The 26,995-nt window shown below is 56.8% G+C and carries 24 protein-coding genes; 9 read left to right on the plus strand and 15 right to left on the minus strand.

Annotation, left to right across the window (positions count from 1 at the left end; genetic code table 11):
• The first annotated feature begins 129 nt into the window (after positions 1 to 129).
• Complete coding sequence (yacL, locus tag NR201_RS17730) at positions 130 to 507, plus strand: protein YacL (protein WP_010253973.1); 378 nt, start codon at positions 130 to 132, stop codon at positions 505 to 507.
• 355 nt (positions 508 to 862) lie between these two features.
• Here yacL and NR201_RS17740 read toward each other — a convergent pair whose 3' ends face one another.
• The 4 genes from NR201_RS17740 to NR201_RS17755 all read right to left on the minus strand — a co-directional run bounded on the left by NR201_RS17740 (position 863) and on the right by NR201_RS17755 (position 4,482).
• Positions 863 to 2,155 carry a glycoside hydrolase family 28 protein gene (locus NR201_RS17740; protein ID WP_010671842.1) on the minus strand — a complete coding sequence of 431 codons (1,293 nt, stop codon included), beginning with the start codon at positions 2,153 to 2,155 and terminating at the stop codon, positions 863 to 865.
• Between the two features lie 175 nt (positions 2,156 to 2,330).
• A complete protein-coding gene (speD, locus tag NR201_RS17745; protein ID WP_010253978.1) occupies positions 2,331 to 3,140 on the minus strand; it encodes an adenosylmethionine decarboxylase in 810 nt (269 codons plus the stop codon).
• Positions 3,141 to 3,168: 28 nt separating this feature from the next.
• A complete protein-coding gene (gene speE, locus NR201_RS17750; protein ID WP_010253980.1) occupies positions 3,169 to 4,032 on the minus strand; it encodes a polyamine aminopropyltransferase in 864 nt (287 codons plus the stop codon).
• 102 nt (positions 4,033 to 4,134) lie between these two features.
• Complete coding sequence (locus NR201_RS17755; RefSeq protein ID WP_003854673.1) at positions 4,135 to 4,482, minus strand: YacC family pilotin-like protein; 348 nt, start codon at positions 4,480 to 4,482, stop codon at positions 4,135 to 4,137.
• A gap of 181 nt (positions 4,483 to 4,663) precedes the next feature.
• On the opposite strand from NR201_RS17755, the gene cueO reads away from it, so the two are divergent.
• Positions 4,664 to 6,262 (plus strand): multicopper oxidase CueO, encoded by a 1,599-nt coding sequence (cueO, locus tag NR201_RS17760; protein ID WP_256850043.1) that lies wholly within the window; start codon positions 4,664 to 4,666, stop codon positions 6,260 to 6,262.
• Here cueO and NR201_RS17765 read toward each other — a convergent pair whose 3' ends face one another.
• The gene (locus tag NR201_RS17765) at positions 6,263 to 7,546 is read right to left on the minus strand and encodes a cystathionine gamma-synthase family protein (protein ID WP_010671844.1); all 1,284 of its coding nucleotides are present in this window, start codon (positions 7,544 to 7,546) and stop codon (positions 6,263 to 6,265) included.
• Between the two features lie 235 nt (positions 7,547 to 7,781).
• On the opposite strand from NR201_RS17765, the gene hpt reads away from it, so the two are divergent.
• Positions 7,782 to 8,318 (plus strand): hypoxanthine phosphoribosyltransferase, encoded by a 537-nt coding sequence (gene hpt, locus NR201_RS17770; protein WP_010254010.1) that lies wholly within the window; start codon positions 7,782 to 7,784, stop codon positions 8,316 to 8,318.
• A gap of 80 nt (positions 8,319 to 8,398) precedes the next feature.
• On the opposite strand, the gene can is transcribed toward hpt, so the two are convergent.
• Positions 8,399 to 9,055, minus strand: coding sequence for a carbonate dehydratase (gene can, locus NR201_RS17775; RefSeq protein ID WP_029519477.1), 657 nt, complete (start codon positions 9,053 to 9,055; stop codon positions 8,399 to 8,401).
• A gap of 108 nt (positions 9,056 to 9,163) precedes the next feature.
• On the opposite strand from can, the gene NR201_RS17780 reads away from it, so the two are divergent.
• From NR201_RS17780 to NR201_RS17790, 3 genes are all read left to right on the plus strand, one after another.
• On the plus strand, positions 9,164 to 10,093 hold the full coding sequence (locus NR201_RS17780) for an ABC transporter ATP-binding protein (protein ID WP_010254017.1): 930 nt from the start codon (positions 9,164 to 9,166) through the stop codon (positions 10,091 to 10,093).
• Entirely contained in the window at positions 10,090 to 10,860 is a 771-nt protein-coding gene (locus NR201_RS17785) for an ABC transporter permease (protein ID WP_010254018.1), read from the plus strand. The genes NR201_RS17780 and NR201_RS17785 overlap by 4 nt, the downstream gene beginning before the upstream one ends.
• 424 nt (positions 10,861 to 11,284) lie before the next feature.
• Positions 11,285 to 12,298, plus strand: coding sequence for an acyltransferase family protein (locus NR201_RS17790; RefSeq protein WP_010254020.1), 1,014 nt, complete (start codon positions 11,285 to 11,287; stop codon positions 12,296 to 12,298).
• A 65-nt stretch (positions 12,299 to 12,363) separates the two neighbouring features.
• Here the strand turns inward: NR201_RS17790 and panD are convergent, their stop codons facing one another.
• The 9 genes from panD to thpR all read right to left on the minus strand — a co-directional run bounded on the left by panD (position 12,364) and on the right by thpR (position 19,421).
• Entirely contained in the window at positions 12,364 to 12,744 is a 381-nt protein-coding gene (gene panD / locus NR201_RS17795; protein WP_010254022.1) for an aspartate 1-decarboxylase, read from the minus strand.
• A 47-nt stretch (positions 12,745 to 12,791) separates the two neighbouring features.
• A complete protein-coding gene (panC, locus tag NR201_RS17800; RefSeq protein ID WP_010254024.1) occupies positions 12,792 to 13,646 on the minus strand; it encodes a pantoate--beta-alanine ligase in 855 nt (284 codons plus the stop codon).
• A gap of 15 nt (positions 13,647 to 13,661) precedes the next feature.
• The gene (gene panB, locus NR201_RS17805) at positions 13,662 to 14,456 is read right to left on the minus strand and encodes a 3-methyl-2-oxobutanoate hydroxymethyltransferase (RefSeq protein ID WP_010254026.1); all 795 of its coding nucleotides are present in this window, start codon (positions 14,454 to 14,456) and stop codon (positions 13,662 to 13,664) included.
• An 83-nt stretch (positions 14,457 to 14,539) separates the two neighbouring features.
• Positions 14,540 to 15,025 (minus strand): 2-amino-4-hydroxy-6-hydroxymethyldihydropteridine diphosphokinase, encoded by a 486-nt coding sequence (folK, locus tag NR201_RS17810; protein WP_159226628.1) that lies wholly within the window; start codon positions 15,023 to 15,025, stop codon positions 14,540 to 14,542.
• Entirely contained in the window at positions 15,022 to 16,440 is a 1,419-nt protein-coding gene (pcnB, locus tag NR201_RS17815) for a polynucleotide adenylyltransferase PcnB (protein WP_203583884.1), read from the minus strand. The genes folK and pcnB overlap by 4 nt, the downstream gene beginning before the upstream one ends.
• 86 nt (positions 16,441 to 16,526) lie before the next feature.
• Positions 16,527 to 17,405 carry a tRNA glutamyl-Q(34) synthetase GluQRS gene (gene gluQRS / locus NR201_RS17820; protein ID WP_033756612.1) on the minus strand — a complete coding sequence of 293 codons (879 nt, stop codon included), beginning with the start codon at positions 17,403 to 17,405 and terminating at the stop codon, positions 16,527 to 16,529.
• A 73-nt stretch (positions 17,406 to 17,478) separates the two neighbouring features.
• Positions 17,479 to 17,934 carry an RNA polymerase-binding protein DksA gene (dksA, locus tag NR201_RS17825; protein ID WP_010254035.1) on the minus strand — a complete coding sequence of 152 codons (456 nt, stop codon included), beginning with the start codon at positions 17,932 to 17,934 and terminating at the stop codon, positions 17,479 to 17,481.
• 247 nt (positions 17,935 to 18,181) lie between these two features.
• Positions 18,182 to 18,886, minus strand: a complete 705-nt coding sequence (gene sfsA, locus NR201_RS17830) for a DNA/RNA nuclease SfsA (protein ID WP_256850044.1) — start codon at positions 18,884 to 18,886, stop codon at positions 18,182 to 18,184.
• Positions 18,864 to 19,421, minus strand: a complete 558-nt coding sequence (thpR, locus tag NR201_RS17835) for an RNA 2',3'-cyclic phosphodiesterase (RefSeq protein WP_033767948.1) — start codon at positions 19,419 to 19,421, stop codon at positions 18,864 to 18,866. The genes sfsA and thpR overlap by 23 nt, the downstream gene beginning before the upstream one ends.
• Positions 19,422 to 19,457: 36 nt before the next feature.
• Between thpR and hrpB the strand changes: the two genes are divergently transcribed.
• The 3 genes from hrpB to fhuA all read left to right on the plus strand — a co-directional run bounded on the left by hrpB (position 19,458) and on the right by fhuA (position 26,978).
• Entirely contained in the window at positions 19,458 to 21,941 is a 2,484-nt protein-coding gene (hrpB, locus tag NR201_RS17840) for an ATP-dependent helicase HrpB (protein WP_256850045.1), read from the plus strand.
• Positions 21,942 to 22,039: 98 nt separating this feature from the next.
• On the plus strand, positions 22,040 to 24,577 hold the full coding sequence (gene mrcB, locus NR201_RS17845; RefSeq protein WP_022625444.1) for a bifunctional glycosyl transferase/transpeptidase: 2,538 nt from the start codon (positions 22,040 to 22,042) through the stop codon (positions 24,575 to 24,577).
• A 199-nt stretch (positions 24,578 to 24,776) separates the two neighbouring features.
• On the plus strand, positions 24,777 to 26,978 hold the full coding sequence (gene fhuA / locus NR201_RS17850) for a ferrichrome porin FhuA (RefSeq protein ID WP_256850046.1): 2,202 nt from the start codon (positions 24,777 to 24,779) through the stop codon (positions 26,976 to 26,978).
• The last annotated feature ends 17 nt before the right edge of the window (positions 26,979 to 26,995 follow it).

Below are 26,995 nucleotides of genomic sequence, written 5' to 3' on the forward strand. Positions count from 1 at the left end.
GGGGTAGAGAGACGATCAAAAGCTGGCTTTCGGCAGACAGCCTGTAATAATGCGCGACGTGTCACACTTTGCCGCGAGAGCAGCACGGACACTTACCAGGTGAGACGACGACGTTGAGAGGAACGGGCGATGGAATATGAATTTTTACGCGATGTGACCGGACAGATTAAGGTTCGCATGTCGATGGATCATGAAGCGGTCGGCCACTGGTTCAACGAAGAGGTCAAAAACGATCCGGGATTGCTGGATGAAGTTGAAGCCGCCATTGAAGATGTCAAAGGCAGCGTACGTCAGTGGCAGCGGATCGGCAGCGAGTACACCATTCTGCTGGATGAAGAGGAGGTGATGATCCGCGCCAACCTGCTGGCTCTGGAAGATGACGGTATGGAAGAGGGGATGAACTACTATGACGAAGAGAGCCTCTCGTTCTGCGGCATTGAAGATTTTCAGCTGGTGATCGCTGCTTATCGCCAGTTTATGAACCAGTACGGCAAACCCGTACGGTAAGACAGTAAGGCAATCCTTTACGGTTATAAGGCCGGGCGAACTCAGCAGCCCGGCTGCGCATCATGCCGATCATCGCCGATGTGGTGGCTACATACTGAATGCGTCCCATAGCCGTTCGGCTGCCCAGAAGCCCAATACTGTCGCCAGCCCCACCGGGGCGTAAAATAATTTACAGCGGCCACATGCAGTTGCCATAAGCGTGTGCGGGCGTTCAGAACCAGCTTCCCCAGCAGCGCGGGATTACGCTGGCGCTGACCTCCGCCTGAACAGAACGCGCCGTGTTGCTCTGACCTGATCAGCAGGACGAGAGCAGCACCGCGCGTTTATTTTTATCTCTCGCCGTTAAAACGCGCCGTTAACGCGCGTAGGTATCATTTTCTTCACGCGTAATTGCGGGTGCGTCCACCGTAACCCGTTCAAACCTCAGATTATTTACGCCCGCTATTTTGCCAAACTCCTGCGCCTGCAGCGTGATATCGCTGAAACTCAGCTGCTCAATCGGATTTTCCGGCGTGCCTTCAATAAAGAAGGCGCGGGAAAAGGTCGTGGGCTGAGTCAGGCTGCTGCTGATATGGCTGATGCGGATATTCTCTACTCTCGTCAGCCCGGCATCGCCCGTGACGCCCGCGGCCAGCTTACGCCAGTACGATGGCTGTTCTGTGTCGGCAGGCTGCTCGCTGTAGCTGTATTGCGGGAACCAGTTCAGCTGCAGCATAAACGGATAGCCGACATCTTCCATTATCAGATGGCGAACAATGATGTTTTTAATCCAGCCGCCGCGATTGCGGGCTGACTTGATGCGGAAGCCGACGCCGGTGCCGGAGAAGCGGTTATGTTCGATGATGACATTTTCGATACCGCCAGAGGTTTCGCTGCCCAGGGTGATGCCCGAGCCTTTCAGCAATGTGCAGTCGCGAATAATAATATCGCGCGCGGTTCTGGCCAGCTGTTGCGCTTCTGCGCCGCGCCCCGATTTTACGCAGATATTGTCGTCATTACAGGAGACCGTACAGCCCTCAACGCGAACTAACTGACTGGAGTCGATATCAATACCGTCAGTGCTGGGGCCGGTGGCGTTCATCACATTGAGTCTCTGCAAATTCACCTGTTTCGAGTAACAGACGTGCAGGTTCCAGAAGCCGGAATCCTTTGAGGTAAAGTCCTGCAGCGTCACGCATTCGCTCTGATAAACCACCAGATTACGCGGGCGCCTGCAGTCGTAATCCACCACCCAGCGTAGCCCGCGGCGGGTATAGTCCGCCAGCATTCCGCTGTTTTCATCGTCGCCCCAGAACTTATGCCACCAGACCGCGCCCTGGCCATCTAGAGTGCCGCTGCCGCAGACGGTGACATTGCGACACTGATTGATGTTAAGCATTGCTGTGGGCCAGACCATATCAATCCCCGCCACGCGGGTAGCGATTTCCGGATAATCCTCCAGCTGCTGGCTGCCGAGCAATACGGCATCTTTTGCCAGCTCCAGCGTCATCTTACTTTTCAAAAACAGCGCGCCAGTCAGAAAGCGGCCTGCCGGGATTAGCACCGTGTCGCCTTCTGCTGCGCTGTCGATCGCGCGCTGTATCGCCTGAGTGGAAAGTGAGGTGGCGTCCGGGACGGCATCGAAATCAATGATGTTAATTCTTGCCATTTTTTTTGCCTGTCGTGGATTAAGAAATAAGCGTTCAGCGCTGAAAGTAGCACGCCCGGACAGGAAAATTATTGCTGGCGATCAGGGAATTCCGGCGGTTGCCGTGATGAAAAAGCAGGGGGAACAAGGAGGGCAGACGCGCAGGTTATGGGCTATAACGCTGCGCGCCTGATAATCAGAGGGTCTTCAGGCCCACTGAGGGGATATTTCTGCCGTAGTAGATCTCGCGCATCTCTTTCCAGAGCAGATCGGTAATGCGCTTGTGCTCCTGCGGAGTGAGATCTTCCGGGCGGGTGTTAAACAGGTAGTGTTTAAGGTCGAACTCTTTCAGCAACATCTTGGTATGAAAGATGTTTTCCTGATAGACATTCACATCCACCATGTCATACATCGCTTTCATATCTTCAGACATGAAGTTCTGAATCGAATTGATCTCGTGATCGATGAAGTGCTTCATCCCTTTCACGTCACGGGTAAAACCGCGCACCCGGTAATCGACGGTGACAATATCGGACTCCAGCTGATGGATCAGATAGTTCAGCGCTTTCAGGGGCGAAATGACGCCACAGGTTGAGACTTCAATGTCTGCACGGAAGGTGCACAGACCGCCTGCCGGATGGCTCTCCGGATAGGTGTGCACGCAGATATGACTTTTATCGAGATGAGCCACCACCGAGTTGGGCAGCGGACCGGGGTGCTCTGAGTTATCGATATCTTTCGGATCGATCGGCTCTTCGCTGACCAGAATCGTGACGCTGGCCCCCTGCGGCTCATAATCCTGGCGCGCAATGTTGAGCACGTTAGCCCCGATAATGGAGCAGGTCTCGGTCAGGATTTCCGTCAGACGGTTAGCGTTATATTGTTCGTCAATGTAGGCGATGTAACCATCGCGTTCAGCTTCAGTATTCGCATAGCAAATATCGTAAATACAAAAACTCAGGCTTTTCGTCAGGTTGTTGAAGCCATGTAGTTTTAGCTTTTGCAATTTCGTTCACCCCCTTAGAAATGCACTATCAGCACGCGGCAGATAACGCATTCAACAGATATTGCGGCAGGGCAAAGCTGCCGGTATGGATTGCTGGCGTGTAATAACGGCAGGTCAGGCCAGCGGCCTCGAAACGCGCCTTTAAGGTCGCGGTGTCGAGCTGGCGCAGCGCCGGATTATCACTCGCCCAGGCAAAGGTCATAATGCCGCCGTAGTAGGTCGGAATCGCCGCCTGATAGAAACTGACGTCCGCAAAGTAATGTCCCAGCTTACGATGGCTGTTAACGGCCTCATCCTGCTGCAGGAAGCAGACGCCATTCTGCGCCACAAAGATGCCATTTTCATTAAGGGCCGCTTTGCACCCGGCATAAAATTCCGAGGTAAACAGACTCTCGCCCGGACCAATCGGATCGGTGCAGTCGGAGATAATGACATCAAACTTTTCCTGCGTCTGATTAACGAAGTTCACCCCGTCATCAATCACCAGCGTAAAGCGCGGATCGTCATAGGCACCCGCGCTGTGGTTCGGCAGATACTGGCGACAAAAGGTCACCACGCCCGCATCGATCTCCACCATGGTAATCTTTTCGATCCCGGGATGACGTGACACTTCACGCAGCATTGCGCCGTCACCGCCGCCGATAATCAGAACGCTCTTCGCCGCGCCGTGCGCCAGCAGCGGAACGTGGGTCATCATTTCATGGTAGATAAATTCGTCGCGTTCGGTGGTCTGAACGACGCCGTCCAGCGCCATTACGCGGCCCATCGCGGCATTTTCGAAAATGATTAAATCCTGATGCGCAGTCTTCTCACGGTACAGCTCTTTATCGACCGTGAAATACTGGCCAAAACCGGCATGAAGGGTTTCATACCACGTTTCATTGTGGGCCATGGTGCTCTCCTCTGATGACATCGCCATGAAGATGGGCGGCATATGATAGCTAACACTGACCGTGGTTGCACGGTCAATGTCCGGCTGCAGAGGGAAGAATCGTTACCTGACGTAGGCCAGCAGGCTCAGCGAATCGCGGGCCAGTGACTTGCACTTTTTGTCGTTGGTGATGGCGATGCCGCTGAGATCGCGATAGCTATCTTCACCCAGCGCTTTCATGTTGTAGTTGCTGTAGTTGCTTAAATCCCAGCGGTTCTGCTGAGCAAAAAAGACCAGCGCTTTGCGAATCTGCGCGTCCGGTAAATCCTGATAGCCACAATCATTTTTCAGATAGACGAAAACCGCCGTCAGATCGGCCAGATCTTCCGCTTCGGATTCGCTCAGGGCAAAACTGGTGGAGGAGAAGCCAAGGAGTCCCGTCAGCAGCAGGATCCTGATACTTTGCTTCATAGTCGTTCTCTTCAATGGATATTGCTAATGACGTTAGCACAGTTGCTCTCAGGTTTTCGATTAATTTGCCGCTGTGGGCTGCTGCACCGCCTTTTTTCGTCAGATTCGCACGGGTAAGACTTGACCTTCCCATAAGGTCAGGGTTTAGGCTGTGCGCTCTGATGCCACAAGGATGATCACCATGCAACGTCGCCATTTCCTGAAACTCACTGCCGCACTGAGTGCAGCCGGAGCATTACCGCTCTGGAGCCGTTCGCTGATGGCAGCCACCCGTCCGCTGCTGCCGATTCCGTCTCTGCTGGAACCCGATGCCAGGGGCAGCTACAGCCTCACCGCGATGCAGGGTACCACCCAGTGGAACGGCAAAGCGGTGCCGACCTGGGGCTATAACGGCAGCCTGCTGGGGCCGGTGCTGAAGATGCAGAGTGGCAAACCGGTGACGGTGAACATTCATAACCGGCTCAGCGAAGCGACCACCCTGCACTGGCACGGGCTGGAAATCCCCGGTGCAGTGGATGGCGGCCCGCAGGCGGTGATTGCGCCTGGCGGCTCGCGTCAGGTCTCTTTTACGCCCGATCAACCCGCCGCAACCTGCTGGTATCACCCGCATCTGCATGGCAAAACCGGGCATCAGGTGGCTCAGGGGCTGGCGGGACTGATCCTGCTGGAAGATAAAGAGAGCGGAACGCTGCGATTGCCCTCGCAGTGGGGTGTGGATGATGTGCCGCTGATTTTTCAGGATAAGCAACTGACCAAAGATGGCAGCCGCATTGATTATCAGCTCGACGTGATGCGCGCCGCGGTGGGCTGGTTTGGCAACATGATGCTGACCAACGGCATGCACTATCCGCAGCATGCGGTGCCGCGCGGCTGGCTGCGTCTGCGCCTGCTCAACGGCTGCAATGCCCGTTCGCTGCATGTTGCCGCCAGTGATAAACGTCCTCTCTACGTGATCGCCAGCGATGGTGGCCTGCTGGCCGAGCCGGTAAAGCTCGACTCGCTGCCGATCCTGCCGGGCGAGCGTTTTGAGGTGATGATCGATACTTCTGACGGTAACAGCTTCGATCTGGTGACGCTGCCGACAGAGCAGATGGGCATGACGCTGCCGCCGTTTGACCAGCCGCTGCCGCTGGTGCAGATCCTGCCGCTGCGGGTGATGGCCAGCGCCACGCTGCCGGATCAGCTGGCGACGCTGCCAGCGCTACCCTCAACCGACGGCCTGACGACACGCTGGCTGCAGTTGATGATGGACCCGCAGCTGGACCAGCAGGGCATGCAGGCGCTGATGCAGCGCTACGGCGAGAAAGCGATGGGCAAGGGCGGTCATCACACGATGTCGCAGACGCCGGAGGAGAAAACGACGGCAGAGCCGATGCCGCCTATGGAAAGCATGGATCACAGCATGCACGGCAATACGCCGCCCGCCGGTTACGATTTCCGCAACGGCAATAAGATTAATGGCCAGGCCTTTGATATGACGAAGCCGTCGTTTGCGGTGAAGCTGGGTGATTACGAGAAGTGGACGATTTCAGGTGAAGGCGACGCGATGCTGCACCCGTTCCACATTCACGGCACCCAGTTCCGTATTCTTTCAGAAAACGGCAAACCGCCAGCCCCGCACCGGCAGGGCTGGAAAGATATGGTGAATGTCGACGGCTGGCGCAGTGAAGTGCTGGTACGCTTCAACTATGTCGCCGCCGCAGAACACGCTTACATGGCCCACTGCCATCTGCTGGAGCATGAAGACACCGGCATGATGCTGGGCTTTACCGTCAGCTGATTACGCCTGCTCCAGCGCCAGCTTCACATCTTCAATCAGGTCGCCGGCGTTTTCGATGCCAATCGACAGCCGCACCGTGGCGTCAGTGATCCCAATACGCTGACGCACCGCCTGCGGCACGCCGGAGTGGGTGGTGCTGCCAGGATGGCTGGCCAGCGACTCGGTCCCGCCCAGGCTTACCGCCTGCTTAAACAGCGACAGCGCATTAAGAAAACGGAACGCAGCGGGCTGATCGCCGACGATATCAAATGAGAAGGTTGAACCGGCACCGCTGCACTGCTCGCGATAAGTTTTCCCTTCGGCGCTCTCCGCATCCAGATAGGGCAGCCAGTGCAGCTTCGCCACTTTCGGGTGATCGCGCAGAAACGCCGCGACCGCTTCCGCATTCTGCCAGGCTTTCTCCATGCGTAGCGACAGCGTTTCCAGCGAGCGGCTGAGCATCCAGCTGGAGTGTGGATCCAGCTGCGTGCCGATTGCGCTGCGCAGGGCGCGCACTTTCGCCATCAGCGCTTTACTGCCCATCGCCGCGCCTGCAATCAGGTCAGAGTGACCGCCAACATACTTGGTCAGCGAGTAGAGCGACAGGTCAGCGCCCAGCGTTAGCGGCTGCTGGAACAGCGGGCCGAGCAGCGTGTTGTCACAGGCGATAATCGGTCGTGAACCCTGCTGCTGATCAATCTCATCAGCGATACGCGCCATCAGACGGATATTGACCAGGCTGTTGGTGGGATTCGCTGGCGTTTCAATCAGGATCACCGCTACCCGGCCCTGGGCCATCGCCTGCTGAGCGGCTTCACGCACTTTGACTTCATCATTGCCGTCGCTGAAACCCACTGCTTTGATGTCCAGATTGTGCAGCGTCTTGCTAAGCAGGGTTTCGGTGCCGCCATACAGCGGCTGGGAATGCAGGATCACCTCGCCCGGACGGGCAAACGTCAGCAGGGCAGTGGAGATGGCGGCCATACCGGAAGAGAAGAGCGAACAGCTCTCCGCCTGCTCATAGACCGCCAGCCGATCTTCTACAATTTCGCTGTTAGGGTGGTTAAAGCGGGAATAGACCAGCCCACCCGATTTGCCTTCCGGCGGCTCACGTCGGCCAGAGACGTAATCAAAGAAATCCCGTCCCTCTTCGGCGCTGTCAAAGACAAAGGTCGAGGTCAGAAATACCGGCGGCTTCACCGCACCCTCAGAGAGGCGGGGATCGTAGCCATAGTTCAGCATCTGGGTTTCAGGGTGCAGCGGCCTGTCGCCGATATGCGTTTTTTTGCTTGAAGATGAAGTCATTGTGATCTCCGGCCAGCGGCGCGAGTAGGGTAACGATCTGTTGGATAAAGGCTACCATGCAGCGAATCATGCTGGTAAATGCCAGAATGTTCTAAGGTAATGCGCATTTCAGCGAGCCGCAGGCGGCGGGTAATAATTTTCGCGACGTAATCGTTTGCTTATGGGGCCGCGCAGCCGTCGCTGCTGCGTCTGTGATAGACTCCGGGGCTTTTCTGACGTAACCGGGCTGAACGCAATGAAACACACTGTTGAAGTGATGATCCCTGAACAGGCAATCGCCACGCGCATCGCTGAACTGGGCAAAGAGATTAACGACCACTACCGCGACAGCGGCAGCGATATGGTGCTGGTGGGGCTGCTGCGCGGCTCCTTTATGTTCATGGCTGATCTCTGTCGCGCCATCGATGTGCCGCATGAAGTCGACTTTATGACGGCTTCCAGTTACGGCAGCGGGATGTCCAGCACGCGTGATGTGAAAATCCTGAAAGATCTGGATGAAGACATCCGTGGCAAGGATGTGCTGATCGTCGAAGATATCATCGACTCCGGCAACACCCTGAGCAAAGTGCGAGAGATTCTGCAACTGCGTCAGCCAAAATCCCTGGCGATCTGTACGCTGCTGGATAAGCCAGAGCGCCGTGAAGTCGAAGTGAACGTCGAATATGTCGGCTTTGCGATTCCGGATGAGTTCGTGGTGGGCTTTGGTATCGACTATGCTCAGCACTATCGCCATCTGCCTTATATTGGCAAAGTGGTGCCGCTGGAATCCTGATACCGCTCTACCGCACATTCTTCCAAGGCCTGCACCTGTTGCCTGGTGTAGGCTATGCCGCGCTTTACGCTGCGATCGGCTCAGGCCTCGCCGTTCTTCCGCAGATTAGCAATGCCGTGGCGGTAGCGCTGTTCGAGGATCTCCCGGCTGTTTGCCGTCACATCAAGGTTACGCAGACAGCCGTCCTGAATGCCGTATACCCAGCCGTGCAGGGAGACATCCTTTCCGCGTTTCCAGGCAGATTGCAGTACGGTGGAGTGTCCCAGGTTATAGACTTGTTCAATAACGTTGATTTCGCACAGTTTGTCCAGGCGCTTATCCGGCGGGAGTTCCCCCAGCAACACGCTATGCTTGTACCAGAGGTCGCGGATGTGCAGCAGCCAGTTGTCGATTAATCCCAGTTCCGGGTTATCCATCGCCGCCTGCACGCCGCCGCAGCCGTAATGGCCGCAGACGATAACGTGTTCCACTTCCAGCACTTCGATAGCGTACTGCACCACGGACAGACAGTTCAGGTCGGTGTGGATCACCAGATTGGCCACGTTGCGGTGAACAAAGAGTTCGCCGGGTTCCAGTCCGGTCAGACGTTCGGCAGGAACACGGCTGTCAGAACAGCCAATCCACAGGAAGCGCGGTTTTTGTGCCTGGGCGAGCCGCTCAAAAAAGCTGGGATCTTCTTCAACCAGTAATTTTGACCATTCGCGGTTGTTTCTGATCAGGGTGTTGATATCTGTCATGGTGTTGAGCGACCGGTTACTGCGCAGAGTGCGCGCGCGTACTATATGACAGGGCCTGATAAATTTAAACGGCATTGCAATGCCATCAAAACAGGGTATGGATGCAGAATGACTTATGCACTGGAACTTTCCCGGCTGACCAAGACCTATCCCGGCGGCGTGCAGGCGCTGAAGGGCATCGATCTTAACGTTGAAGCGGGTGACTTTTATGCGCTGCTGGGGCCAAACGGTGCCGGTAAATCGACCACCATCGGAATTATCAGTTCGCTGGTTAATAAATCCGAGGGCAGCGTGCGGGTGTTTGGCTACGATCTCGAAAAAGATGTGGTGAATGCCAAGCGCCAGCTCGGCCTGGTGCCGCAGGAGTTTAACTTCAACCCGTTTGAGACGGTGATGCAAATCGTCGTTAATCAGGCGGGTTACTACGGCGTTGAGCGTCGTGAAGCCAATGAGCGGGCAGAAAAGTATCTGAAGCAGCTCGATCTGTGGGGAAAACGCGCTGAACGTGCACGCATGCTTTCCGGCGGGATGAAGCGTCGCCTGATGATCGCCCGTGCGCTAATGCATGAGCCTAAGCTGCTGATTCTGGATGAACCCACCGCTGGCGTGGATATCGAACTGCGACGCTCGATGTGGGTGTTCCTGAAAGATCTCAATGCCAAAGGCACGACCATTATTCTCACTACCCACTATCTGGAAGAGGCGGAGATGCTGTGCCGCAACATCGGCATCATCCAGAGCGGTGAGCTGGTGGAGAACACCTCAATGAAAGGGCTGCTCTCCAAGCTCAAATCAGAAACCTTTATCCTGGATCTGGCACCCCGCAGTCCGCTGCCCACGCTGGAAGGGTTCCAGTACCGGCTGACCGATACCTCAACGCTCGAAGTGGAAGTGCTGCGTGAGCAGGGGCTCAACAGCGTCTTCAGCCAGCTTAGCGCGCAGGGTGTGCAGGTGCTGAGTATGCGTAATAAAGCCAACCGTCTTGAAGAGCTGTTTGTGGGTCTGACGACGCAGGGAAAAACAGGAGCAAAAGCATGACACATCTCTACTGGGTGGCGCTGAAGAGCATCTGGGCCAAAGAGGTTAACCGTTTCGCCCGCATCTGGATCCAGACGCTGGTGCCGCCGGTCATCACTATGACGCTCTATTTCATCATTTTTGGCAACCTGATCGGGTCGCGCATCGGTGAAATGCACGGCTTCAGCTATATGCAGTTCATCGTGCCGGGATTGATCATGATGGCGGTCATCACTAACGCCTATGCCAACGTGGCGTCGTCGTTCTTCAGCGCCAAGTTCCAGCGCAACATTGAAGAGCTGCTGGTCGCGCCGGTGCCGACCCACATCATTATTGCCGGCTATGTTGGCGGCGGCGTGGCGCGTGGTGTCTGCGTGGGTATTCTGGTGACGGCCATCTCGCTGTTCTTTGTGCCGTTCCACGTGCATTCCTGGACGATGGTGGCGGTCACGCTGCTGCTGACCGCGATTCTGTTTTCACTGGCAGGTCTGCTGAACGCTGTCTTTGCGCGCACCTTTGACGATATCAGCCTGATCCCGACCTTTGTGCTGACGCCACTGACTTATCTGGGCGGCGTATTCTATTCACTGAGTTTGCTGCCGCCGATCTGGCAGGCTGTCTCTAAACTTAATCCAATCGTTTATATGATTAGCGGATTCCGTTATGGCTTCCTCGGCATTAATGATGTGCCGCTGGTGTTTACCCTCTCGGTGCTGGTGGCCTTTATTCTGGTGTTCTACTGGCTGGTCTATGCGCTGATACAGCGCGGACGCGGATTACGCACCTGACGTTAAGCTGAATGGTAAGGGCCACGCTGCGATAAGGGCGTGGCTTTTTTTTGGGTGGAGAGCAAATCACGCTGACTACGGTTCTGCCTGGCCTTAAAAATCACCTTAAAACCCGCCTCATTCGTTATATTTTGTCTCTGAAGCCGCCCGACGCCTCGCTTACACCCTTGCTCACAAAAAATAACCCTAAGTATTATCTGATAATACTCTGACATCTTTCGCTATCTGAATGATTCTTAACTATTAAATATTTTTTAAGAATAGCCTTAAAGTCTGGCTGTTGTTTATTTAATTATGAATTATCAGAATAGCGCCGGAATAAGGTTATTCCTCTGCTCAGGGACGAATGAGTAGGCTAAGAGTCTTCTTAATAAGAAAAATGGCAACCGAATCAGGGCCAGTTTTTAATCAAAGGCAGGAAAAGATGAATCGTATAACGTGGATCGATAATCTGCGGGGATTGAGTATTCTCGCAATCATTTTTTTGCACAGCACTATTGCCGTACATAATAACGCCGGACACTTTACCGCCTTCAGCGGCCTGTTAAATGAGATGCTGGCACCGGTAAGGCTGGGGCTGATGTTCTTTGTTTCGGGTTTATTTGTCGATGCCGGGTTAAGAAAAGGCCTGGGTCCTTTTTTTAATAACAAGGTGCGCAGTATTCTCTATCCATTTGTGGTCTGGGTTGCCGTCTACGGCGGGTTGAAAATCCTGTTCAGCTCGATGGCTAATACGCCGCAATCACCGATGAATATTATTCTCTCCCACCTGACCGGTGGCGGTGATATGACCTGGTTCCTGCATTCGCTGTTTATCTTCTTTATTGTGATTATCTTTGCCCGTCACTTGCCGTTCCTGCTGGTGTTTGCCATCTGTATGACGCTGAGCTGGGCGCTGCCAGCGATTGAGGCGGATGGCGTGTTTGCCAGCTTCGACAATACCCACATCAATAAATCGCTTTATCTGTTTGTATTCTTCTATCTCGGCGATTACGTCGTGAGAAAGCAGGTGGATATCGCAGAGAAAGTGCAGCATGGTCCGACGCTGTTAATCTCGGTAATTAGTTTTGTGCTGCTCTCCTGCCTGAATATCTTTGTACTGGAACGTCATTCCCAGGCGTTATTGTCACCGCTGGCACTATTATCGGTTCCGTTCTTTGTCTGGATTGCGCTGAAACTGAAGTCTGAACTGGTCTACTACATAGGCGTCAATTCTATCGTCTTCTACCTGTCGCATTATCTGGCGATTCAGTTCTTCAGTAAGATTGTGAAGTTTGAAAGCCCGTCTGCCTGGGTAAATGACCTGAAGTTTATTTCGGCATTCCTGGTGGCGCTGGCGTTACCGTGGACATTATGTCTGATGAGAAAACGCGGCTGGTTTAATTTCCTCTTTACGATGAAAAAGTCATCGAAGCCGATGACAACCAAACCGGTTTAATTACTGCAGCAGAAATAAAAAGGGCCGCCCGTTTTACCGGCGGCCCTTTTTTAATCAGGTTGTAATCAGGCAATCTGCACCGGCAGCGCTTTCGCCAGACGCTTCATCTGGTTGTCACCTTCAAAATAGGCGACCTTAGGCTGCCACTGACGCGCTTCGGCATCGTCTACCTGCACATAGGAGCAGATAATTAAAATATCGCCTTCGCAGGCACAGCGGGCGGCCGCACCGTTGACCGAGATGATTTTCGAGCCACGCTCAGCCGCGATAGCGTAGGTGGAAAAGCGCTGACCGTTGGTGACGTTATAAATATCGATCGCTTCATATTGCAGAATGCCGGAAGCATCCAGGAAATCCTGATCGATAGCGCAGGAACCTTCATAATTGAGGTCCGCCTGCGTCACCTTCACGCGGTGCAATTTGCCTTGCAGAACTGTGCGAATCATAGCCAGAAACCTTGTCAGAGAAATAAAATAACCTGCAGCGGGATTAATTACTGCGTCAGGTCAACGGTTTGATTATCAATCAGGCGGGCCTTGCCCAGCCAGGCGGCCATCAGCACCACCGCGCGCTGGCTGTCCACCGTCAGCGGTTGCAGCGTTTCCGCATCACAGATCGCCAGGCCATCAGGACGCAATCCCTGCGCCAGCAGTGCCTCACTGGCTGCCTCAATGATCTCGTCAACATGACGCTCGCCATTCTCCAGCTGCGTCGCCATCTGATGCATCACCTGGCTCAGGGCCGGTGCCAGCTTACGCTCATCTGCCGTCAGGTAGCCGTTGCGCGAACTCAGCGCCAGGCCATCTTTAGCGCGCACCGTAGGCACACCAACAATCTCAATGTCGAAGCCCATATCGGCCACCATCTTACGAATGATAGCCAGCTGCTGAAAATCCTTTTCACCGAAACAGGCAATATCGGGCTGTACCAGATTAAACAGTTTGCTGACGATAGTGGCCACACCGCGAAAATGGCCTGGACGTGTGGCCCCTTCCAGCAGGGAAGAGAGCACAGGCACCTCAACAAAGGTCTGATTCTGCGCGCCCTGCGGATAGACTTCAGCAGATGAGGGGGCGAAGACCACGTCAACCTGGTGGCGATTCAGCTTTTCACAATCTTCCTGCAGCGTGCGCGGGTAGCGCGCTAAATCATCGGCGCGATCGAACTGCATCGGATTGACAAAGATCGAGACAATCACGATGTCGCCGCGCGCCCGTGCTTCATCCACCAGCGTCAGATGACCTTCATGCAGGTTGCCCATGGTCGGCACCAGCGCAATGCGTTTACCCTGCTGGCGCCAGCGACGGACTTCCTGGCGCAGCATCAGCAGCGTTTCAATGATCAACACGGTGACTCTCCTGGATTACTGGAAACTGTGCTCTGCCGCCGGATAGGTTCCGGCCTCGACTTCGGCGATATAGTGGCGAATCGCCGCGCGAACATCGCCGGTCTCCGCCAGGAAATTTTTGGCAAATTTGGGAATGTGGCCGCCGGTCACGCCCAGCGCGTCATGCATCACCAGAATCTGACCATCGGTGACATTGCCGGCACCGATACCGATCACCGGGATGGTGAGCGCGTCGGTAATCCGCTGCGCTACCGACACCGGCACACACTCCAGCACCATCAGCTGTGCGCCTGCGGCTTCCAGCGCCAGCGCATCGGCCAGCAGCTGCTCTGCACCGGCTTCATCCCGGCCCTGCACTTTATAGCCGCCAAAGATATTGACCGACTGCGGTGTCAGGCCCAGATGACCACATACCGGAACGGCCCGCTCGGTCAGCATCTGCACGGTCTCAGCCAGCCAGCTGCCGCCTTCCAGCTTCACCATGTTAGCACCGGCACGCATCAGCTGCGCGGCGTTGTCAAAGGTCTGCTGTGGCGTGGCATAACTCATAAACGGCAGGTCGGCGAGCAGCAGTGCCTGTGGTGCGCCACGGCGCACGGCGGCGGTGTGATAGGCGATGTCGCTGACCGTGACCGGCAGGGTGGAATCATGCCCCTGCACCGTCATCCCTAAAGAATCACCAACCAGCAGCACCTGAATGCCTTCATCGGCAAACAAGCGGGCAAAACTGAAATCGTAGGCGGTCAGGGTCGCGAATTTTTTACCGCTGGCTTTCGCCTGACGCAGATGTGAAATCGTGGTGGGTTTCATGGCGCTCTCAACTCAGGAATTCTGATGGGCGCAGTTTACTGGATAGCGTGAAAGAGCGGAATCAGAGATATGCGTTTGTCTGCTCAGCCGTGCCACAGCACGATGCTGCTACTGTCGAGGTTAGCCAGGATTGTGCTGAGTGCGCGACCGTCGGGCAGGCGGGCGTCTGGCGCAATCGCCAGCAGGGGCACCAGCATAAACGCGCGATTCAGCAGATCATAGTGCGGCACGATCAGCCGCTCCGTGTTGATGTGCGCCTCGCCAAACAGCATCAGATCGATATCCAGCGTGCGCGGACCCCAGCGTTCTGCCTTGCGCACCCGGCCATGCTCCTGCTCGATCCGCTGGGTATGGTCAAGCAGCGCTTCTGCACTGAGATCGGTCTCCAGCGCCACGGCGGCATTGAGAAAATCGGGCTGATCGGGCGGGCCATAAGGCGGCGTGCGGTAGAACGGCGAGGTAGCGATGCGTTGCGTCTGCGGCAACGCATCCAGTGCGGTCAGCGCTGCATCAACCTGATGCAGCGGATCGGCCAGGTTACTGCCTAACGCGAGGTAAACCCGTGTCATGAGACGTTCTGGTTGTCACGACGCGGTGCGGAAGGACGGCGGCGCGGACGACGCGATTTATTACGCGGCACCGGATCGTCACCCAGGTTATTGAGCATGTTTTTCTGATGCGGCGGCGCAGCCACCTGGAATTCACCCCACCACTGGCTCAGGCGCAGCAGTTCCGGGTTATTTTCCACTTCTGCACGCAGTGCCAGCAGATCGTAAGCGGCGCGGAATTTCGGATGCTCCATCAGTTTCCAGGCGCGTTTACCGTGACGGCGGGACATGCGTAACTGCAGCAGCCAGATATCGCGGATTAGCGACGTAATACGTTTCGGAATCGCCAGCGCACGGCAGGCTTCGTCCAGCGTATCGTTCATCGCCATCGCAAAAGCTTCGAAGTAGGTCAGGCCACTCTCCTGCGCAATGCGTTCTGCCGTTTCAAGCTGCGGATACCAGAACATCGCGGCAAACAGGAACGCCGGATTAACGCGCATGTCGTTGTGAATGCGGTTATCGGTGTTTTTCAGCACCTGCGCCAGCATCCGCTCCATGTGGCTGTCGCTGTTTTCGGTGAAGTTGCGCGCCAGCGTCGGGAACAGTGGCTGGAACAGCTGATATTCACACAGCTTGAGATATGTGCTGTAGCCGTAGCCAGCCTGCAACATCTTCAGCGACTCTTCAAACAGGCGAGCAGGCGGAATATCACGCAACAGCGAGGCCAGACGTGGAATCGGCTCGGCGGTTTCCGGCGCAATGCTCATATTGAGTTTGGCAGCAAAGCGTGCGACGCGCAGCATGCGGACCGGATCTTCGCGGTAGCGGGTTTCCGGATCGCCAATCAGGCGAATGATGCCCTGTTCGAGATCGCTGATGCCGCCGACATAGTCACGCACGCTGAAATCAGCCACGCTGTAGTAGAGGCTGTTGATGGTGAGATCGCGTCGCTGGGCATCATCTTCGATTGAGCCGAAGATGTTGTCGCGCAGCAGCATACCGCTCTGGGCACGCTGCGAGCTGTTGCGATCCTCTTCCGGCTCTTCCGCCTGATGATGTCCACGGAAGGTGGCGACTTCGATCACTTCCGGGCCAAACATCACGTGCGCCAGACGGAAACGACGGCCAACCAGGCGACAGTTGCGGAACAACTTACGCATCTGCTCAGGCGTGGCATTGGTGGTCACGTCGAAATCTTTGGGTTTTTGCCCCAGTAGCAAATCGCGCACGCCACCGCCTACCAGATAGGCTTCATAACCGGCTTTGTTCAGGCGATAGAGCACTTTGAGGGCATTTTCGCTGATGTCTTTACGTGAGATGGTATGGCTTTCACGAGGAATGATGGTCATCAGACGCTCTGGTTCAACCTCTGCTGGGGCTTCCTCTTCATCACGCTTCAGGACTTTCCGGCAAAAATTAGCTACTCGGGTAAAAATGGGACACCTCGACAGTGGCAATTAGGGTGTAGGTAAAATCAGCGGCTAATCATAGCCTGTTGAGAACCGTTTGAGAATGCTGTTGTCTATGCATCCGGTTTCAGGGCGTTCTCTTGCGGCATCAAAGCGATATTCCACTGCGCCACCGCATCAGACAGCAGTTTGTCCTGCGTTAAGTCCTGCCAGCCGCCTGAAACCGGCTGTCCGAGGAAGCGTAACGCCGCCACCAACAGGGGTCTGGCATCGCCATCCGGCAGCGCAGGTGCATGATTCTGCTTCGACAACTTATGACCATCGTGGTTAAGCGCCAGCGGCAGATGCAGCCAGTCAGGCACCGGCCAGCCAAATTGCTGGCAGAGCGCAATCTGTCGCACCGTCGGCTCAATCAAATCTGCGCCGCGAACCACTTCGGTAATGCCCTGAAAATGATCATCGACAACGACCGCCAGGTTATAGGCAAACAGGCCATCACGGCGGTGAATAATAAAATCTTCCTGTGCCAGACGCCTGTCCGCCTCCACACGGCCACGCAGACGATCGTCAAACGCAAAGACCGGCGCATGCTGGCGTAAACGCAGCGCGGCATTCTCCGGTCCGCGTTGCCGTTCACGGCAGTAACCATCATAGAAACCGCCAATCTGCTGAATGCGACGCCGGGGGCAGGTGCAGTAATAGCTCTGACGATGCTGCTGCAGCCAGGCCAGCGCGTCACGGTAGGCCTCATGACGTTGTGACTGCCACAGAACCTCGCCATCCCACTCTAAACCGTAGTGCTCCAGCTGATGCAGGATACGGCTGGCGGCACCCGGCACTTCCCGTGGCGGATCGATATCTTCAATCCTCACCCGCCAGACGCCGTTTTGCGCACGCGCGCTCAGGTAACTGCCCAGGGCAGCAATCAGCGATCCGAAGTGGAGTTCACCAGAGGGAGAAGGGGCGAAGCGACCGATACAGGAGGATGACATAGGTTTCAGAAGTGACCACGCAGCGGACAAAACAGCAGTTGTTCCACTGCGTGGTAACAGGCTGGACGCGGCATCAGCCGGCCATTTGTTTCTCACGAATTTCTGCTAACGTCTTACAGTCGATGCAGAGATCGGCAGTAGGACGGGCTTCGAGACGGCGGATACCAATCTCAACGCCACAGGAATCGCAATAGCCGAAGTCGTCATCTTCAACTTTCTTCAGCGTCTTCTCGATCTTTTTGATCAGTTTACGTTCGCGATCGCGGTTACGCAGCTCCAGGCTGAACTCCTCTTCCTGCGCGGCACGGTCAACCGGGTCCGGGAAGTTAGCGGCTTCATCCTGCATATGAGAAACGGTACGATCGACTTCGTCCCGTAATTGATTACGCCAGGCTTCCAGAATCTTGCGAAAATGGGTCAGCTGCGCATCATTCATATACTCTTCGCCAGGCTTCACCTGATAAGGTTCGACGCCAGCAATAGAGAGAATACTCAGGGACGATGTTTTACGGTTTTGACCTTCTTGCATGTTGCTTCTCCTGGATAACACGCACTATACCCTTCGAATTTCGTCTCGCAGGGGCCTTGCTGCCAGCCTGCATTTGACGTCTGCGGGGTACATCGATCCCCCATTGGGGAAAAAAACAGGCCGCTATAAATAACAGAAGCAGTCAGGGTTGGCAATTCTTCATGAACACACCTTGACAAGCCTGTGAGGAACAGCGTAATTGGCCCTTAGCTCAGAACATTCTTAACACATAAAATTGCAAAAGATATTACAAGGTTACGTTGATCGGCGATTTAAGAAACATTCCCTCCGCCGATAAGTCTGCCTGATACGCTAAAACCTCTACGCCCTCCTGCTGCGCCTGAGCCAGTTGTTCTGCATACGCCACATCAATGTGACGTGCCGGAGAAACGTCCTCAATCCCCGAGTGCAAAACGGCAAACAACAAAACGGCCCGATGACCCTCTGCCGCAACTTTTGCCAGTTCACGCAGGTGTTTCTGTCCTCGAATCGTCACCGCATCCGGAAAATACCCTTTTCCTTCATGTAGAAGGGTTACGGATTTCACCTCAATATAGCAGTTGCGCCGGGCCTCTGCTTTGAGCAGGAAATCAATTCTGCTTTTTTCAGTGCCATATCTCACTTCCGCCTGACGATGCGTATAACCGGCCAGCGCCGGCAGCCGATCCTGCTCCAGCGCCTCAGCCACCAGCTGGTTGGCGCGCAGCGTATTCACGCAGATCCAGTGGCCCTGTTGTGTTTCGGTCAGTTCCCAGCTGTGGGGGTATTTGCGCGTCAGGCTGTCGGACGTCGAGTACCAGACCCGATCGCCCGGCGTGGCGCAGCCGGTCATGGCGCCGGTATTGGCGCAGTGAATTGTCAGAACGTCGCCCTCTGGCGTCACCACATCGGCCAAAAAACGTTTGTAACGGACGATCAGACGGGCGGGTTTAAGGGGCGGAGAGAAGTGCATGTGGATCCTGAGAATGTAATGGCCAGCTAGCCAGGGCGCGATAGCGGGTGCGGCCCCGGGCATATTCAGAGGCGAACAGAGAAAAGGTGGAGACGCGAAAACGCCAGTGAAAGCCGCGCGGCGGTAACGTCACCCGCTGCGTGGCGTGGCGTAACAGCGTGATGTGCGGATGAAACGGCTGGGGGCTCTGGTAACAGCCATGCCGGGCGGCCTGCGCCCGCAGCAGGCTGGCGAGCTGCAACAGACCGCGTGGCGCACGCTGGCAGCCGAGCCAGACCACGCCGGGGCGCGGCCAGTGTCCGGCATCATCCAGGTCGAGATCAAAACCGGGCTGCACAATACGGGAGGCCAGCGTCTGCAGGCGCTGTGAGGTTTCCGGGGCAACTTCACCCAGAAACGCCAGCGTCAGGTGCAGATTCGCCGCGACCACCGGCTGGCCCGCCTCCGCAGGAAAGGTATCGGCCCGCCAGCGCACCAGCTCTTGCTGCATCTCGTCAGGCAGGCTGATGGCAAAAAATAAGCGTTGTGTCGCCATGGCGCTCTCCGGCAAATATCACGGATGGATGCTACAATGCGCGCCATCTTAGCACAGGCAGAAGCGGAGTTTGCTGTGAGCGATTTACCGGTCAGCGCGGTGCTGCCTGACATCCTGGCGGCATTGAGTGACGCCCCACAAATCCTGCTGGCCGCACCAACCGGCGCGGGCAAATCGACCTGGCTGCCGCTGCAGTTGTTACAGCAGGCGGCGCTGCCGGGACGGATCATCATGCTGGAGCCACGTCGGCTGGCGGCGCGTAATGTGGCGCAGCGGCTGGCGGAGCAACTCGGCGAGCAGCCGGGTGGCACGGTGGGATTCCGGATGCGTGGCGAAAGCTGCGTCGGGCCACAGACCCGGCTGGAAGTGGTGACCGAAGGCATGCTCACGCGCATGCTTCAGCACGACCCGATGCTGGAAGGCGTGTCGCTGGTGATCCTCGATGAATTTCACGAGCGCAGCCTGCAGGCCGATCTGGCGCTGGCGCTGCTGCTTGATGTACAGCAGGGGCTGCGCGACGACCTTAAAATCATGCTGATGTCCGCCACGCTGGACAACGCCCGGCTGGCGGCGCTGCTGCCGGATGCGCCACTGATCGTCTCAGAAGGGCGCAGCTATCCGGTTGAGCGGCGTTACGCGTCACTGAATCAGAATGTGCGTTTTGAAGAGGCGGTCGCGCGTGAAGTCGCCCAGCTGCTGCGGGATGAGAGCGGTTCGCTGCTGCTGTTTCTGCCGGGTGTGGCGGAGATCGAACGGGTGAAGCGCGAGCTGGAATCACGCATCAGTGACGACGTTGATCTGACGCCGCTCTATGGCGCACTGCCGCTGGCGGCGCAGCGCCGGGCAATTCTGCCTGCCGCCGACGGCCGCCGCAAAGTGGTGCTTGCCACCAATATCGCCGAAACCAGCCTGACCATTGAGGGGATTCGGCTGGTGGTCGACAGTGCGCTGGAACGCAGCGCTCTGTTTGACGCCCGCAGCGGCGTGACGCGTCTGCAGACCCAGCGAGTCAGCCAGGCATCGATGATCCAGCGAGCGGGTCGCGCCGGGCGACTGATGCCGGGACTCTGCCTGCATCTGGTGCCGCAGGAGCAGGCATCACGAGCGGCGGCGCAGAGCGAACCGGAAATCGTTAACAGCGATCTCTCGTCACTGTGGCTGGATCTGCTGCAGTGGGGCTGTACCCAGCCGCAACAGCTGCAGTGGCTGGACCAGCCGCCCGCCAGAAATCTGGATGCGGCGCAGCAGCAGCTGACCCGACTGGGAGCACTGGACAACAACGGCCTGCTCAACACGCTGGGACGGCGCATGGCGCAGCTGGGATGCGATCCCCGACTCGCCGCCATACTGTGTGCCGCAGGCGATGAGCCGGATGCGGTCGCCAGCGCCGCGCTGCTGGTGGCGATTCTGGAAGATCCTCCCCGCAGCGGCAGCGCCGACCTGCGTGATGCGCTGCATCGGCCGCAGGCGCAATGGCAGCGGCGGGCGCAGCAGTGGCAGCAGCGGCTTAAAATCCGTGGCGGGCGCATCGATGAAGATCGTTTCGCCGGATTGCTGGCGGTGGGCTTTGGCGATCGGCTGGCGCGGCGACGCGATCAGAGTGGTCGCTATCAGCTGGCCAACGGGCTGGGCGCCAGACTCGATGAGCAGGATGGCCTGACGCGTAATGAATGGCTGATTGCGCCTGCTCTGTTGCAGGGCAGTGCCACACCGGATGCCCGGATGTTGCTGGCACTGCCGGTCGATATTGAAACGCTGTGCCAGCAGCAGCCCGCCCTGATTGAGCGCCGGACCGAAGTGGAATGGGACGAAGAGAAAGGCACGCTGCGTGCTTTCAGACGTGAGCAGATTGGCGCGCTGATACTGAAAACCCAGCCGATGGCGCGCCCGGAACCGGAGGTGCTGCACGCGGCCATGCTGCGCTGGATCGTCGAAAAAGGTCTGTCGGTACTGGGCTGGACGCCGGAGGCCGAACAGCTGCGTCTGCGCATCCAGTGTGCGGCCCGGTGGCTGCCGGAAGAGAGCTGGCCCGCGACCGACGATGAAACCCTGCTTGAGAGCCTGCCGCAGTGGCTGTTGCCGCAGATGTCAGCGGTACGCGATCTCCGCAGCCTGCAGGCGGTGAACCTGACCACGGCACTCTTACATTTACTCACATGGTCACAACGTCAGCGGCTGGATACTGTGCTGCCAACTCATTACACTGTGCCCACCGGAAGCCGGCTGCCAATCCGCTACGATGCGGAGAAGCCGCCCGCGCTGGCGGTAAGGATTCAGGAGATGTTTGGCGAAGCGCAGAATCCCACCGTGGCGGAAGGACGAATTCCGCTGGTGCTGGAGCTGTTATCGCCCGCCCAGCGCCCGTTGCAGATCACCCGCGATCTGGCGGCGTTCTGGCGCGGTGCCTGGCCGGAGGTCAGGAAAGAGATGAAGGGACGTTATCCTAAACATCCCTGGCCCGAGGATCCGGCCACCGCCTTGCCAACAAGGCGAACCAAAAAAATGTCCCCGCAGGGTTGAGTCCGCTGGATCGAATTCAGAGGGTTCTGCCATGCGGCACGCGAGAAAGCAGTTAGAGTAGCGGCGCTGCCGTAAGCACTGCCTGGAGAAGAAAAGTAATGTCTGGGAACGATCGCGAACCAATAGGGCGCAAAGGTAAACCGTTGCCGCCGCGCAGCAGTGCGGGCCGGGGACGACGCAGGGATATCGAACAGGATATCGATCAGGACGATTTTAATGATGACGAGGAGGAAGCGCCGGTGCCACGTAAAGGTAAAGGTGGAAAACCGCCGCGCGGCAAACGCCGTTGGCTGGGATGGGTAATCAAACTGTTCCTGGTGTTTGTGGTGGTCATGGCCGCGTGGGGCATCTACCTCGACTCGGAAATTCGCAGCCGGATTGACGGTAAAGTGTGGCAACTGCCCGCCACCGTCTATGGCCGCATGGTCAGCCTGGAACCCGGCATGGCCTACAACAAAAGTGAAATGGTGGCGCTGCTGGAAGGTACTCAGTATCGCGAAGTCTCCCGTATTACCCGCCCTGGCGAGTTTTCGGTGAAGGGCAACACCATCGATCTGCTGCGTCGCCCGTTTGATTTCCCCGACAGTAAAGAGGGGCAGATCCACGCGCGCATGAGCTTCAGTAAAGATGAGCTGAGCGAGATTAAAAACCTTGAAACCGGTCGTGATTTTGGCTTTTTCCGCCTCGATCCTCGCCTGATCACCATGCTGCAGTCGCCGAACGGTGAACAGCGACTCTTCGTACCGCGCGCCGGTTTCCCGGATCTGCTGGTCGATACGCTGATCGCCACCGAAGATCGCCATTTCTATGAGCATGATGGCATCAGCCCTTACTCCATTGGCCGCGCCTTCCTGGCGAACATCACGGCCGGGAAAGCGGTGCAGGGCGGCAGTACGCTGACGCAGCAGTTGGTGAAGAACCTGTTCCTCACCAACGAGCGTTCGCTGTGGCGTAAAGCGCGTGAAGCCTACATGGCGGTGATCATGGATGCGCGCTACAGCAAAGATCGCATCCTGGAGCTCTACCTGAACGAGGTCTATCTCGGTCAGGCTGGCAGCGATCAGATCCGCGGTTTCCCGCTGGCCAGCCTCTACTACTTTGGCCGTCCGGTTGATGAGCTGAGTCTGGATCAGCAGGCGATGCTGGTCGGCATGGTGAAAGGCGCGTCGCTCTATAATCCGTGGCGTAACCCGAAACTGGCGCTGGAACGACGCAACCTCGTGCTGCGCCTGTTGCAGCAGCAGAAAGTGATCGACCAGGAGCTGTATGACATGCTGTCGGCCCGTCCGCTGGGCGTGCAGCCGAAAGGCGGCGTGATTACGCCGCAGCCGGCCTTTATGCAGATGGTGCGTAACGAGCTTCAGGCAAAACTGGGCGACAAGGTGAAAGATCTCTCCGGGGTGAAAATCTTCACCACGCTGGATCCGGTGTCGCAGGATGCGGCCGAAAAGGCGGTGATCGATGGCATTCCGACGCTGAAAAAACAGCGTGGTCTGAAAGATCTGGAAACCGCGATGGTGGTGGTTGACCGTTTCAGCGGCGAAGTCCGCGCTATGGTCGGCGGTGCCGATCCACAGTATGCCGGTTACAACCGCGCGCTGCAGGCACGTCGCTCTATCGGCTCACTGGCGAAACCGGCGACTTACCTGACCGCGCTGAGTCAGCCAAACAGCTACCGGCTGAACAGCTGGATCGCCGATGAACCGATTGCGCTGAAACAGCCAAACGGCAGCATCTGGAAACCGATGAACGACGATCGTCGCTTCAGCGGCAAAGTGATGCTGGTGGATGCGCTGACCAACTCAATGAACGTGCCGACCGTAAACCTCGGCATGACGCTGGGGCTGGATGCGGTAGTGGATACCTGGAACAAACTGGGCGTGCCGAAAGAGCAGCTGCATCCGGTGCCATCGATGCTGCTGGGTGCCTTAAACCTGACGCCGGTTGAAGTGGCTCAGGCGTTCCAGTCGATTGCCAGCGGCGGCAACCGCGCGTCGCTGTCAGCGGTGCGTTCGGTGATTGCGGAAGATGGCAGCGTGCTCTATCAGAGCTATCCGCAGGCGCAGCGTGTTGAGCCGGCGCAGGCCGCTTATCTGACGCTCTACACCATGCAACAGGTAGCTGACCACGGTACCGCCCGTGCGCTGGGCGCGCGTTTCCCGAATGCGCATCTGGCGGGCAAAACCGGTACTACCAACGATCTGGTGGACAGCTGGTTTGCCGGTATTGATGGCAAAGAAGTGGCGATCACCTGGGTGGGACGCGATAACAACCAGCCGACCAAACTCTATGGTGCCAGCGGCGCGATGCAGCTCTACCGTCGCTACCTGGACATTCAGGCCCCGATGCCGTTACAGCTGACGCCGCCGGAAGATGTGTCGCTGATGAATGTGGATTCTGCCGGTAACTTTGTCTGCGGCACGGGCAGCAGCACCTGGCGTTCTCTGCCGGTGTGGGCGCTGGATCCGAATGCGCTGTGTCAGCAACAGCAACAGCAGGTTCAGCAGCAACAACAGCTCTTCGATCAGCAGCAACAACAGCAACAGCAGCAGCCGCAACAACCGGCCCAGCAACAGCAGGAGCAGAAAGATAGCGACGGCGTAGCAGGGTGGATAAAAGATATGTTTGGCAAATAAATCAGTCAGACAGGTTAAAAAGGGCGCTTCGGCGCCCTTTTTTTGTTCCTGATCAATACGCGTCAATCGGCCTGCAAACGGCGTCACTACTGGGATTTCTGCTTGCAGTGCCTGCTGAATTTCGCATATTATCTAAGCGTTATAATAATCATTATCGTTTCGATTCGCCTGCCTGAGCCTATTGTTAAGAGACACTTTTATGAATGCGCGAACGACTTTTTCTGACAACACCAAAAAAACATTTTCCCGACCGCTTCTGGGCATCATGATCTCACTGAGCCTGAGCTCCTCTCTTTACGCCGCGCAGGCGGAGACGATGGTCGTCTCGGCTGATGGCGGCAGCGGCGTCGAGGCGGAAAGCGCCTGGGGACCTGCACCCACCGTGGCAGCGAAACGCAGCGCCACCGGGACCAAAACTGATACCCCCATTGAAAAAAATCCGCAGTCCATCTCCGTGGTCACCCGTGAAGAGATGGAGATGCGTAACGTAACCAGCGTGAAAGGGGCGTTTAACTACACGCCTGGCGTGCTGACCGGTAACCGGGGCAGCTCAGACGTGATTGATGCGCTGTCGATTCGCGGTTTCAGTGAAACCAACACCAATCAGTATCTGGATGGTCTGAAACTGCAGGGTGACAACTACTCTGAGTTTGCCATCGATCCTTACTTCCTGGAACGCGCTGAACTGCTGCGCGGCCCGGTTTCGGTGCTCTACGGTAAGAGCAATCCCGGCGGCGTGGTCTCGCTGGTGAGTAAGCGTCCGACCCAGGAAACCCTGCGCGAAGTGCAGTTCCAGATGGGCAACGATAACCTCTTCTCGACCGGCTTTGACTTTGGCGGCGCGCTGGACGACGACGGCGTCTACAGCTATCGCCTGACCGGCCAGGCGCGCAGTCAGGATGCGCAGCAGGCGATGAACAAAGAGAAGCGCTACACCATTGCACCGGCTTTCAGCTGGCGTCCCGACGATCGCACCCGCATTGACCTGCTGACCTATTTCCAGAACGAGCCAGAAACCGGTTATTACGGCTGGCTGCCGCGTCAGGGCACGGTGGTACCGATCACCCGCGCCGATGGCAGCCAGTACAAACTGCCAACCAACTTTGATGAAGGCGAGCAGAGCAACAAGATTTCACGCAACACCAAAATGGTCGGTTATAACGCCGAGCACAGCGTTAACGACACCTGGACGCTGCGCCAGAACCTGCGTTATGCCGACCTGCGCACCGATTACCGCAGCATTTATGGCAATGGTTTCCTGCCGGCGACTCAGGAAATCACGCGCGGTTCGGCGGTTTCAGAAGAGAAACTCAACCAACTGGCGGTCGATACCCAGGCGCAGGCGAAATTCGCCACCGGCCAGGTTGATCATACGCTGCTGCTGGGCGTGGACTTCCAGCGTACCCGCAATGATATCGATGCACAGTTTGGCACTGCCTCCAGCCTGAATGCGGTTAATCCGCAATATGGTGATAACAGCGTAACGCCATTTGGTCCTTATCAGCATCTCAACAAGCAGCGTCAGACCGGCCTCTATGCTCAGGATCAGATGGAGTGGAACCGCTGGGTGCTGACGCTGGGTGGCCGCTACGACTATGCCATGAACTCGGTTTACGATCGGGTAGCGGATAGCGTTGATCGTCAGAACGATCAGGCCTTTACCTGGCGCGGCGGCCTGAACTATGTGTTTGATAATGGCATCGCGCCTTACTTCAGCTACAGCGAAGCCTTTATTCCGAATGCAGGTTCGACTTATGAGGGTCAGGCATTTGATCCGTCACGCGCTAAGCAGTATGAAGCGGGCGTGAAGTATGTGCCGAAAGATCGTCCGGTGGTGCTCACCGCCGCGCTTTATCAGCTGACCAAAACCAAGAACCTGACTGCCGATCCCGATCCAAACAGAGCTTTTTTCAGCGTTCAGAGCGGTGAAATCCGGTCACGGGGCGTAGAGCTGGAAGCTAAAGCGGCGCTGAATGCCAACGTTAACCTGACGGCGTCCTACACCTACACCGATGCGGAATATACCGAAGACACCCAGCTCAAAGGCAAAACACCGGTGCAGGTGCCGAAACATATGGCCTCACTGTGGAGCGACTACACCTTCCACGAAACCGCTTTGTCAGGCGTGACGATCGGCGCGGGTGTGCGTTATGTCGGTGAGAGTCAGGGCCTTTACAGCACTGGCACTGAGCAGAACCAGAACTTTAAAGTTGCCGGTTACACCACGGTGGATGCGGCGCTGAAATATGATCTGGGTCGTTTCGGTTTGCCGGGTTCGACTGTGGGCGTCAACGTCAACAATCTGTTTGACCGCGACTACGTCGCCAGCTGCTATCGTGAATACGCCTGCTACTGGGGTGCGGAGCGCCAGATTGTCGGCACCGCAACCTTCAGATTCTGATTTAACCGGGCGCTTCG

Origin of the sequence: Pantoea sp. Fr-CA_6 (assembly GCF_024520895.1) — a bacterium.
Taxonomy (GTDB): domain Bacteria; phylum Pseudomonadota; class Gammaproteobacteria; order Enterobacterales; family Enterobacteriaceae; genus Pantoea; species Pantoea agglomerans.

Bases quoted from the DNA above. Each gene is read 5' to 3' on its own strand.
- yacL (WP_010253973.1), top strand. From the start codon at position 130: ATGGAATATGAATTTTTACGCGATGTGACCGGACAGATTAAGGTTCGC.
- NR201_RS17740 (WP_010671842.1), bottom strand. From the start codon at position 2,155: ATGGCAAGAATTAACATCATTGATTTCGATGCCGTCCCGGACGCCACC.
- speE (WP_010253980.1), bottom strand. From the start codon at position 4,032: ATGGCCCACAATGAAACGTGGTATGAAACCCTTCATGCCGGTTTTGGC.
- NR201_RS17755 (WP_003854673.1), bottom strand. From the start codon at position 4,482: ATGAAGCAAAGTATCAGGATCCTGCTGCTGACGGGACTCCTTGGCTTC.
- cueO (WP_256850043.1), top strand. From the start codon at position 4,664: ATGCAACGTCGCCATTTCCTGAAACTCACTGCCGCACTGAGTGCAGCC.
- NR201_RS17765 (WP_010671844.1), bottom strand. From the start codon at position 7,546: ATGACTTCATCTTCAAGCAAAAAAACGCATATCGGCGACAGGCCGCTG.
- hpt (WP_010254010.1), top strand. From the start codon at position 7,782: ATGAAACACACTGTTGAAGTGATGATCCCTGAACAGGCAATCGCCACG.
- can (WP_029519477.1), bottom strand. From the start codon at position 9,055: ATGACAGATATCAACACCCTGATCAGAAACAACCGCGAATGGTCAAAA.
- NR201_RS17780 (WP_010254017.1), top strand. From the start codon at position 9,164: ATGACTTATGCACTGGAACTTTCCCGGCTGACCAAGACCTATCCCGGC.
- NR201_RS17785 (WP_010254018.1), top strand. From the start codon at position 10,090: ATGACACATCTCTACTGGGTGGCGCTGAAGAGCATCTGGGCCAAAGAG.
- NR201_RS17790 (WP_010254020.1), top strand. From the start codon at position 11,285: ATGAATCGTATAACGTGGATCGATAATCTGCGGGGATTGAGTATTCTC.
- panD (WP_010254022.1), bottom strand. From the start codon at position 12,744: ATGATTCGCACAGTTCTGCAAGGCAAATTGCACCGCGTGAAGGTGACG.
- panB (WP_010254026.1), bottom strand. From the start codon at position 14,456: ATGAAACCCACCACGATTTCACATCTGCGTCAGGCGAAAGCCAGCGGT.
- folK (WP_159226628.1), bottom strand. From the start codon at position 15,025: ATGACACGGGTTTACCTCGCGTTAGGCAGTAACCTGGCCGATCCGCTG.
- gluQRS (WP_033756612.1), bottom strand. From the start codon at position 17,405: ATGTCATCCTCCTGTATCGGTCGCTTCGCCCCTTCTCCCTCTGGTGAA.
- dksA (WP_010254035.1), bottom strand. From the start codon at position 17,934: ATGCAAGAAGGTCAAAACCGTAAAACATCGTCCCTGAGTATTCTCTCT.
- sfsA (WP_256850044.1), bottom strand. From the start codon at position 18,886: ATGCACTTCTCTCCGCCCCTTAAACCCGCCCGTCTGATCGTCCGTTAC.
- thpR (WP_033767948.1), bottom strand. From the start codon at position 19,421: ATGGCGACACAACGCTTATTTTTTGCCATCAGCCTGCCTGACGAGATG.
- hrpB (WP_256850045.1), top strand. From the start codon at position 19,458: ATGCGCGCCATCTTAGCACAGGCAGAAGCGGAGTTTGCTGTGAGCGAT.
- mrcB (WP_022625444.1), top strand. From the start codon at position 22,040: ATGTCTGGGAACGATCGCGAACCAATAGGGCGCAAAGGTAAACCGTTG.
- fhuA (WP_256850046.1), top strand. From the start codon at position 24,777: ATGAATGCGCGAACGACTTTTTCTGACAACACCAAAAAAACATTTTCC.